At 47.6% G+C, this 9,831-nt stretch carries 11 protein-coding genes; 5 read left to right on the top strand and 6 right to left on the bottom strand.

Annotated features, from left to right (window positions below; all coding sequences use genetic code 11):
• A partial coding sequence (locus A3751_RS08825; RefSeq protein WP_156492344.1) for an NAD(P)/FAD-dependent oxidoreductase occupies positions 1–296 on the bottom strand: 296 nt, incomplete at its 3' end.
• 101 nt (positions 297–397) lie between these two features.
• On the opposite strand from A3751_RS08825, the gene dinB reads away from it, so the two are divergent.
• From dinB to cmoB, 5 genes are read left to right on the top strand one after another with little or no spacing between them, the layout of a single operon-like run.
• Positions 398–1,498, top strand: coding sequence for a DNA polymerase IV (dinB, locus tag A3751_RS08820; RefSeq protein WP_068454550.1), 1,101 nt, complete (start codon positions 398–400; stop codon positions 1,496–1,498).
• Between the two features lie 32 nt (positions 1,499–1,530).
• Positions 1,531–2,508: a serine/threonine protein kinase gene (locus A3751_RS08815; protein WP_068454548.1), complete on the top strand. Its 978-nt coding sequence runs from the start codon at positions 1,531–1,533 to the stop codon at positions 2,506–2,508.
• Positions 2,509–2,545: 37 nt separating this feature from the next.
• The gene (locus tag A3751_RS08810; RefSeq protein WP_068454546.1) at positions 2,546–2,932 is read left to right on the top strand and encodes a hypothetical protein; all 387 of its coding nucleotides are present in this window, start codon (positions 2,546–2,548) and stop codon (positions 2,930–2,932) included.
• Position 2,933: 1 nt separating this feature from the next.
• Positions 2,934–3,686: a carboxy-S-adenosyl-L-methionine synthase CmoA gene (gene cmoA / locus A3751_RS08805; protein WP_068454543.1), complete on the top strand. Its 753-nt coding sequence runs from the start codon at positions 2,934–2,936 to the stop codon at positions 3,684–3,686.
• A gap of 3 nt (positions 3,687–3,689) precedes the next feature.
• Entirely contained in the window at positions 3,690–4,676 is a 987-nt protein-coding gene (gene cmoB, locus A3751_RS08800; protein WP_068454540.1) for a tRNA 5-methoxyuridine(34)/uridine 5-oxyacetic acid(34) synthase CmoB, read from the top strand.
• A 64-nt stretch (positions 4,677–4,740) separates the two neighbouring features.
• Here cmoB and A3751_RS08795 read toward each other — a convergent pair whose 3' ends face one another.
• From A3751_RS08795 to hflK, 5 genes are all read right to left on the bottom strand, one after another.
• Entirely contained in the window at positions 4,741–6,039 is a 1,299-nt protein-coding gene (locus A3751_RS08795) for an adenylosuccinate synthase (RefSeq protein ID WP_068454537.1), read from the bottom strand.
• 55 nt (positions 6,040–6,094) lie between these two features.
• On the bottom strand, positions 6,095–7,282 hold the full coding sequence (locus tag A3751_RS08790; protein ID WP_068454532.1) for an ATP phosphoribosyltransferase regulatory subunit: 1,188 nt from the start codon (positions 7,280–7,282) through the stop codon (positions 6,095–6,097).
• 80 nt (positions 7,283–7,362) lie between these two features.
• Positions 7,363–7,554 carry a DUF2065 domain-containing protein gene (locus A3751_RS08785; protein ID WP_068454529.1) on the bottom strand — a complete coding sequence of 64 codons (192 nt, stop codon included), beginning with the start codon at positions 7,552–7,554 and terminating at the stop codon, positions 7,363–7,365.
• 171 nt (positions 7,555–7,725) lie between these two features.
• On the bottom strand, positions 7,726–8,598 hold the full coding sequence (gene hflC, locus A3751_RS08780) for a protease modulator HflC (RefSeq protein WP_068454527.1): 873 nt from the start codon (positions 8,596–8,598) through the stop codon (positions 7,726–7,728).
• Complete coding sequence (gene hflK, locus A3751_RS08775; RefSeq protein ID WP_068454524.1) at positions 8,598–9,767, bottom strand: FtsH protease activity modulator HflK; 1,170 nt, start codon at positions 9,765–9,767, stop codon at positions 8,598–8,600. Before hflK ends, hflC begins: the two co-directional genes overlap by 1 nt.
• Positions 9,768–9,831: the final 64 nt, after the last annotated feature.

Genomic DNA, 9,831 nt, shown 5'->3' with positions numbered 1-9,831 from the left:
TTTGTCGCAACAATGAGCTTTCCGCACCGCGCGAAAGGTAATGAATTATCTTCGAGGTACTGGTAAATCAGATGCTTACCACGTACACATAACCTCGCCTTCAAGGAATCGAGTTGATAGTAAATTCCCGCATGAATGACTTCACTGTTCCGAGAGGAAGTTTGCCTTCCAAAACCCTCTTCTTTATCCAAAATCCAAACACTACGCCCGGACATCGCCAATGCGCGCGCAACAGCCAATCCCACCACGCCGGCACCTATAACAACTGTATCCAGCGTATAACGCTCCTGAGACATCTCTACTGCTTCCTTCTAAAACCGCGAACACATATTAATTTTTAATCACATAGAGCGCCCAAAACAGACGCCCAATCGATATTTCCTTAAACTAACACGCCATGCGCAAAATTATCCACATCGACGCAGATGCGTTCTACGCCTCAGTTGAAGAGCGGGACAATCCCGAGCTCAAACAGCATCCGATTGCGGTCGGAGGCAACCCAAACGGTCGCGGTGTCGTCGCAACGTGCAACTATATTGCTCGAGGTTTCGGTGTGCGCTCGGCGATGGCCTCATCGAAAGCCTTAACGCTTTGCCCATCCCTCATCTTTATTAAGCCAAGATTTGCGGCGTATAGAGAAGCCTCTCAGAAAATGCATGCAATATTTCATCAGTACACAGAACTAGTCGAACCCTTATCACTTGATGAAGCCTACCTTGATGTTACGGATTCACCGCAATACCAAGGCAGTGCAACGCTGATTGCTAAAGCCATTCAAGCTGAAATTAAAGCGCAACTCAACCTCACGGTGTCGGCCGGCGTCGCGCCAAATAAGTTTCTTGCCAAGATAGCGAGTGACTGGCGAAAGCCTGCCGGGGTATTTGTTATAGAACCAAGCCATGTGGATGCGTTCGTGCAAGCTTTGCCAGTCAAAAAGATTAATGGTGTTGGTCGCGTAACCGCTGAAAAAATGCGAGTTCTTGGTATCGAGACATGCAACGACCTTCGGCAGAGAACAGAATCCGAGTTGATCTTGCATTTTGGTAAATACGGCTCTCGCTTGGCAACCCTCGCCCATGGAGTCGATGACCGACCTGTAAATACTCAGCGGCAGCGAAAGTCTTTATCTGTCGAGACAACCATTGACGAGGATCTTGTTTTATCCAACGAGCTGGATGCCCTCCTAAAGAAGCTATTTTTAGAACTGAAAAAACGAAGTGAAAAACTGAAACCGACTGAAAACGTAAGCGGTCGATTCGTGAAGATCAAGTTCAAAGACTTCTCCCAAACTACTTTGGAAGAAGCTATCCAGAGCGGCACCGAGCCGTGGGCCGATCAAGATGCGTTTAGAGGCATGATGCACAAGGCGTGGCAGCGCAAGCAACTTCCCGTTCGTCTCGTTGGGCTTGGGTTACGCATAGGCAACAACAAAAAAGACGAACTTCAGTTAGACTTGTTCTCTGACCCAGCATCCGGAAGTATTCAACCCGATACATAAGCCGGTAATTAATCAGCAGCAAGGCGGATATTTTGGAACACCCATACGAACGACTTTTACCGGATATGGTGATCGACGCGGTCGAATCGCTCGATCTACTCAGTGACCAACGAATATTTCCGCTCAATAGCTACGAAAACAGAGTTTATCGAGTTGGACTCGAAGAGAGCGCACCTTGCATTGCAAAATTCTACCGACCTCAACGATGGGACAAAGAAGCTATCCTTGAGGAACATGCCTTCTCTTTTGAGCTTCAGGAGAACGACATCAACGTGGTTGCACCATTGATCATTAACGGTCAGTCTCTTCACGAGTTTGAGGGCTTTCAATTCGCTCTATTTCCTATGCAGGGCGGCTATGCGCCGGAATTAGAGCTACCGGATACGATGTATCGAATAGGTCTAAATATCGGACGCATGCATCAGGTTGGGTCAAGCAAACAGTTCGAGCATCGTCAAACCATGTCGCTTGAACAATGGGCAATAAATAGCAGAGCCTTCTTGCTGGAAAATGACTTCCTCCCAATGAGCTTACAAACCGCATACGATACGCTCACAGACGATCTAGTAAAAACGATGAAGTCGATATTGGCGCACCACAAAGCGAGAGATCAGCGCATTCACGGCGATTGCCACATGGGCAATATCCTTTGGCGTGAAGATCAGGCTTTTTTTGTAGACCTTGATGATTGCGTTATGGGCCCCGCAGTGCAAGACATTTGGTTATTATTATCAGGCGATCGACTTCAGCAAACCAGCCTCTTGAGCGAGTTCCTTGAAGGGTATGAAGAGTTTGCGAGCTTTGACCTAAAAGAGTTAAACCTTATTGAAACACTACGCACCATGCGCATCATGAACTACTCGGCATGGCTGGCAAAACGCTGGAAAGATCCGGCGTTTCCAATGCACTTCCCTTGGTTCAATACCGAGCGCTATTGGTCGGAGCACATCTTGGAGTTAAGAGAACAATTAAGCGCTTTAAACGAACCGCCCTTGCAACTTATGCCCTAAACTCTACAATCAGCACCTTTTAGAACGAGCTTTCATAATGAGACAAGATTCGAGCCAAAAAAGCGCAGACACAGTCAGTGTTCGCGCGCTGGTACTGGCCATCTTCCTGAGTATTGCCGGCACAGTTGGCGTTCTGGAGTGGCAGAATAAAATTCACCATCCCGAGAGCAAAGACCAGTTCGATCTAGCGAGCTATAAGGTCGTATTTGTGCCAACTGAAGACGAAGGCCAATATCGGCTTTCCCCAAAACCCTCATATCAAACTTCGTTTTGCCAAGAAGGCTATCTGTTTATTCGAAATGACAAAGATCATGCAATGCAAGGCCTATTGGTCGATTATAAAAACCGCGGAATTAAGTGCGAGCCACGAGATGTCGACAGCCAGAGCGTAAACGCAAATTCGGAAACCTTAGCGGAGCAATAAAGTGTCGGACAAAACGCCCGAACAAGAAGCAGACCAACTGTACTCATCCCCCCTTGATCAGCAAAACGATTTTAGGTTCGATGAGGCCGTTGCGCGTGTGTTTCCAGACATGATTCAACGCTCCGTGCCTGGATACAAAACGATTATCCCAATGATTAGTCTCATCACCGAGCGTTATGTTCAGAGTGATACTGCCTGCTATGATTTAGGCTGTTCGCTTGGAGCATCAACGCTCGCTATGCGCCACGGAGCCAAAAATAAGGCTACTCGCATCATCGGCATAGACAGCTCTCCCTCAATGATTGAGCGGTGCAAGCACTATATCGAGCTAGATAATGACAGGACGCCGGTTGAGCTGCGTTGCGCTGACATTTTAGACACCCAATTTGAGCCATGTTCTGTCGTCACCATGAACTTTACACTTCAATTTCTGCCGCTAGATAACCGGGCCGCTTTAATACAGAAAATATACCGGGCGCTCGTGCCTGGCGGCGTGCTTATATTGTCGGAAAAGCTCCAGTTTCAATCTATCAAAGAGCAAAACGAGCAACAGGAATTACATTGGTTATTTAAAAAAGCAAACGGGTATAGCGACCTTGAAATCAGTCAAAAGCGTAACGCAATCGAGCAAGTGCTGCTGCCGGAAAGCGAGCATGTCCATATTGCCCGCCTAAAAAATGCCGGTTTTCAAGACGCCTTTTCTTGGTATCAATGCTTTAACTTTTTTTCTTTCTTAGCGATTAAAGCGTCTTAACCCATGAACTATGACGACGTATTTGGCGATCTTGTCGCCTACATGCAATCCGATACACGACTTAAGCGCTGGCTTCCGTCTCTTGAACGTTTACTACACCAGAAACTATACGAAAAACCTCATGGTGATATGCAACGATGGATTGATGCATTAGACGCACTCCCAACGCTTCCTGTGGAAAAAGTCTCTCTTGACACCTCTAAAGTGGGAGCCTCTGGGTCAATCAGCCCCGCCCAGCAAGCGCAACTCGATGATGCACTGAGGAAGCTGATTCCATGGCGCAAAGGACCTTTTGAGCTATTTGACACGCACATTGACACCGAATGGCGATCAGATTGGAAGTGGGATAGAGTCGAACCCCATATCAGCCCACTCAATGGCCGCGCCATCCTCGACGTAGGCTGCGGTTCCGGCTACCACTGCTGGCGAATGCTCGGCGCCGGAGCGCGTCGCGTAATTGGCGTCGACCCCAGCTATCTTTTCTTAATGCAGTTCAATGCCATCAAAAAGTACTGCGGTCTAGGCGAGCCGATTCATTTGCTTCCCATTCGGATGGAAGATCTTGAGCCGCAACTTGAGTACTTCGATACCGCTTTCTCAATGGGCGTTTTGTATCACCGAAAGTCACCGATAGACCATCTCTACGAACTTAAGGGCGCATTGCGAAAAGGCGGAGAGCTTGTGTTAGAAACGCTGGTTGTTGACGGGCCTTTAGGTTATTCACTAATGCCTGAAGACCGCTACGCAATGATGCGAAACGTTTGGTATTTGCCTAGCGTATCCACACTGGAGCTTTGGTTACGACGCGCTGGCTTTAAAGACATACACTGTGTGGACCTCAATCGAACGAGCTGCGATGAACAACGAGTGACCAAATGGATGGAGTTCCAATCCCTCTCGGACTTTCTTAACCCGAATGATCAAAGCAAAACAGTAGAGGGCTACCCGGCTCCACTTCGTGCAACCCTTGTCGCTCGCAAACCAAATTAAAACGTGTTTAATATAAAAAAGGGCCGGGTAGAAATTCTACCAGGCCCTTTTAAACGTAACGCTCTTACGCGTCAAATGGGTGCCGTAACACGATCGTTTCAATACGATCTGGCCCGGTCGATATAATATCGATTGGCGCTTGAACCTTTTGCTCTAAATACTTGATATACGCTCTTGCATTCTCAGGTAACTCATCCAGAGTTTTAGCACCGAGAGTGCTCTCTGACCAACCAGGAAGCTCTTCATAAATCGGCTCAAGGTCATCATAGCCCTCTCCGTCCAGAGGAGGACGCGAAATATTCTCACCCGCTTTCGTCTTATAAGCGACACAAACCTTGATCGTATCGAGGCCATCTAGAACATCTAACTTAGTGAGACAAATGCCTGAAACGCTGTTGATTTGAATAGCATGTCGAAGGCCGACAGCATCAAACCAACCACAACGGCGAGGGCGGCCCGTAGTCGCACCGAACTCATGCCCCTTCTCTGCTAAATGGCGACCGTTATCGTCAAAAAGCTCTGTTGGAAACGGACCTGAGCCAACACGTGTCGTATAGGCCTTAGTAATACCAAGCACGTAATCGAGGTACATCGGACCGAAACCGCTACCCGTTGCTGTCCCGCCGGCTGTGGTATTTGAAGACGTAACAAAAGGATAGGTACCATGATCGATGTCCAACAAAGAACCTTGAGCGCCCTCAAACATGATGTTGTCGCCGCGCTCACGATAGGCATGCAGTTCGTCGGTTACATCTACAGCCAACGGCAACAATTCTTCACCCATTTTCAATGTTTCTTCCAATGTCTTTTCATAAGAAATTGGCTCAACCTTGTAGAAATTCTCTAATACAAAGTTGTGGTAAGTCATGATCTCTTTTAGCTTCTCGGCGAAAGACGCGGGATTCGCTAGGTCGCCAAGACGCAATCCACGACGCGATACTTTATCCTCATAAGCAGGACCAATGCCTCGCCCTGTCGTGCCTATCTTATTTGCACCTTTTGCGATCTCACGCGCTTGGTCAAGCGCTACGTGGTACGGAAGAATCAATGGACAAGCAAGGCTTAACTTCAGGCGTTCACGAACAGGAACGCCTCGACCTTCGAGTTCGCCCATTTCTTTTAGCAAGGCATCAGGTGCGAGCACAACACCATTGCCAATAAGGCAGGTGACGTTGTCACGAAGAATACCTGAAGGGATCAAGTGCAATACCGTTTTTTCACCGTCAATAACCAACGTGTGACCAGCATTGTGTCCACCTTGAAAACGCGCAACCGCGGTAACTTGCTCTGTAAGCAAATCAACGATCTTGCCCTTGCCCTCATCACCCCATTGAGTGCCTAAAATGACAACATTCTTACCCATAAATCTCTTTCTCTAGCGATAATGCTTCAGACTCGGTAACAAAACACCAAGCCACTTAAATTTTAACTTCTACCCACCGGCCATCGACCAACTTAAGCTCACTTGAGCAGCCATGATCATCAATATCGGAATCAGACAAGCGCTGGATAACCCGTTTCTCTTTTCTTAGCAAAGCGATAGCGCTCAACAAGTCGCTATCGTCGCCTGCAGGCGCTAAAACGGAATTTGACGGCGAATTCTGCTCGCCACAACGTGCTTGCAAACGAACGAGTGTCTTCAAGTCGGCGCTGAAGCCGGTTGCGGGTCGCGATGCACCGAAGTCTTCGCCGATGGCATCATAACGACCACCTTTTGCCAAGGCATAACCAAAGTTAGGCGTATACGCGCTGAACATTACTCCCGTATGATAGTCATACCCGCGGAGCTCACAAAAATCATATCCTAGTTCAATATTAGGAAAACGCGCGCTCAACTGAGCCGCAAACACTTTCAGCGCATCAACCGCTCCTAAGGTCTGCTCATCGGCCAATGCATCGATGGCAGATATGCTCTCTCGAACGGCATCCAACGCATCAATACTGCCACTGAGCAGTGCAATTTCGCGCACAATTTTAATCACCGGCTCTTCTGAATCGGCGAACAATGCATCTAGCTCGGGGATAGACTTACGGCTAAGGGCGTCGAAAACGGCTTCTTCCAAACTCGATTCAAGCTGCGCTGAACGCATAAGGCCACGATAGATACCTACATGCGCAAGATCGATATGTACCTTATCGACGTCCGCTAATCGCAGCGTTTCTAGCATCAAAGAGACCACTTCGAGATCCGCACTCGCACCATGCTCACCAAACAACTCACAACCAATCTGGATCGGGCTACGATTCGTCATCATGTGCTCAGGCTTGGTATGCACGACGCTATCTACATAGCAAAGACGTGAGATGGCTTGGTTCTTTAAAACATGCGCATCGATACGAGCAGCTTGTGGCGTGATATCCGATCGAACTCCGAGCAATCTACCAGACAATTGATCTGTTACTTTAAAGGTCTGCAGCTCAAGTTTGCGGCCAGTGCCAGTCAACAGACTTTCAATGAATTCAACTAGCGGAGGCGCCACAAGATCGTAGCCGTAACTTGAGTAGACATCCAGCATCGACCGTCTCATTTTCTCAAGCGCCCATGCATCAGGCGGAAGCAACTCATCGACGCCTTCAGGCAATAACCAACGTTCTGTCAAACTCATAAAGACTTAACTCTTACTCTCGTTATCATCAATCGTTCGCTCTCAAAGATCATTCTAACAAAGCGACAATGAGATGATCTTTAGGCTCTCACCAGCAACAAGCCCAATAGCCCGGCCAACATACATACCAGCGCTAAACTGCGAATGCTGCGATCATCTAATTCTGAAATTTTAGCTAGTGTAGCTTTCCATCCCTTGGGATTTAAGAAAGGCATCATACCCTCGATAACAAGTACGAGACACAATGCGGTCAAAAGGTCATGCCATGCCATACATTTTACCACGCAAGACAAACTTGCCTGTAGACAAAGGGTCGCGATTTTAACGCTTAATGCGAACTAACAAAACCCAAATACGAGAGATGATGACTTTTTAATAGTAAAAAACCAAAAAAAGCACCCAAACGACACGCTTGGATGCTTTTCTTTAGTTAAAAAACGAACTTATTTGCCGCTTTCGCTCTTCTTCATATATTTGAAGAAATCACTATCAGGCTTGAGCAAAAGAACATCTTCTTCATTTGCAAACGTATCTTTGTAAGCCTGCAAGCTTCGAGTGAACGCGTAGAATTCGGGATTCTTGTTGAAGGCTTTGGCATAGGTCGCTGCAGCAATCGCATCACCCTCACCACGAACAACCTCAGATTCACGATAGGCATCCGATTCGATGACGATCTTTTCACGATCCGCATCTGCTTTGATACCCTCAGCAAGCTCTTTACCCTGCGAACGCGTTTCACGAGCTTCTCGCTCACGCTCTGTCGCCATACGGCGGTAGACGTTTTTAGATAAATCTTCTGGAAGATCGATGCCTTTGACGCGCACATCTAAGACTCGAATTCCAAATTCGCTGAGTGTTTGCTCATTCAGCTTAGCGGTAATCTGCTCCATTAACTCGTCACGCTCACCGGAAACTACTTCGGCAAGACTTCGAGCCGCAAACTCATCTCGCAAACCTTTGTTGGTTGAATTAGACAGCAATGTGGTCGCCTGCCAACGATTACCTGCAGTCGCCTTGTAGTAAAGCTTCACATCTTCGATCTTCCACTTCAGGAACGAATCAACAATAAGGAACTTTTTGCCTACGGTTAAGAAACGCTCTGGACGCGAATCCAATGTCAAAACCCGTGCATCAAACTTACGGACGTTTTGAACAAAAGGCATCTTAAAGTGCAGCCCAGGACCAATGTCCGACTCAACAATCTCACCAAACTGCAATTTAATAGCGACTTGTCGCTCATCAACAACATATAGCGAAGAAGATACAAGTGCGATCAATACCAAGACCGCAATTAATGGTAATAGCGACTTAGACATTAGCGTACCTCCCTACCTGTTCGCGCATTTCTAGATCTAATCTCCTCGATCACACGATCCGCCAAGTCAGAGATCTCCGACGAGCTTGCGTCTGAACGAGTACCTGTTACAGAGCTAGCGCTTCGCTCTGAGACAATCTTATCCAAAGGCAAGTACATCATGTTATTGCCACCTTCAACGTCGATTAGAACCTTACTGCTATTTGAGTAAACTTCCGAAATCGCATCAAGGTATAAACGTTCACGTGTTACTTCAGGGGCCTTGGTATATTCAACCAGTAGCGCTTCAAAGCGCTCAGCCTCACCCGTTGCTTTCGCTACAACCTGATCTTTATAAGCGCTTGCCTCTTGCAACATACGTTGCGCCTTACCACGCGCTTCTGGGATGACCGTGTTTTTGTATGCCTCAGCTTCATTAACAAAACGCTCTTTGTCTAGCTTAGCTTTTTGAACATCATCAAAGGCAGCCTGAACCGCAGACGGCGCTCTCGCCTCTTTGATGTTCACGATACTAACGTTGATTCCTGTTTGATAAGCGTCCATGTAGTCCTGCAATCGCTCACGAGTCGAATCTGCAAGTATTGCACGCCCTACACCCAAAATAGGGTCTAGGTTGGTGCTACCCACTTCGTGACGCAAAGCTGACTCGACCGAATGCTGCAAGGAGGCCTCGGGATCTTCAACACGCAAAGCAAACTCCACCGGATCGCTCACGGTGTATTGCACGTTTAGATCAATTTCAACCACGTTCTCATCCTGAGTCAACATCTCTTGTTTTAACTCAGCATTTCGTACATTGGTGACGTTAACTGGAATCACTTGCTCTATCAGCGGGATGACAATGCGCAAACCTGGATCGAGTGTGCGGTTATACTCACCTAGCATCAGCACAACACCTCTCTGCTGCTCATCGATGGTATAAATCGACTTCCAACCTAAAAACAAGACTGCAATAACACCCAAGATCAGAAAAATGCCGCCCAAGCCCGAGGAGTTGTTACTGTTACCGTCTCCGCCGTTACTGCCTTTGCCACCACCAAACAAGCCGTTTAGCTTATCCGTCAGCTGCTTTAGCGCCTCATCAAGATCTGGCGGCCCTTGATTGCCACCGCGATTGTTATTGCCCCATGGGTCTTTACCGTTTGAATTACCCGGCTCATTCCAGGCCATACCTTACCCCGTTTGTTAGTAGGTTTTAGTTAGTTTGAATAGTACGCAATCCTAAAACGCGAAG

This window comes from Oleiphilus sp. HI0080 (genome assembly GCF_001635135.1).
The sequence above is the reverse complement of the archived record's forward strand: the minus strand, read 5'-3'. Positions and strand labels throughout refer to the sequence as shown.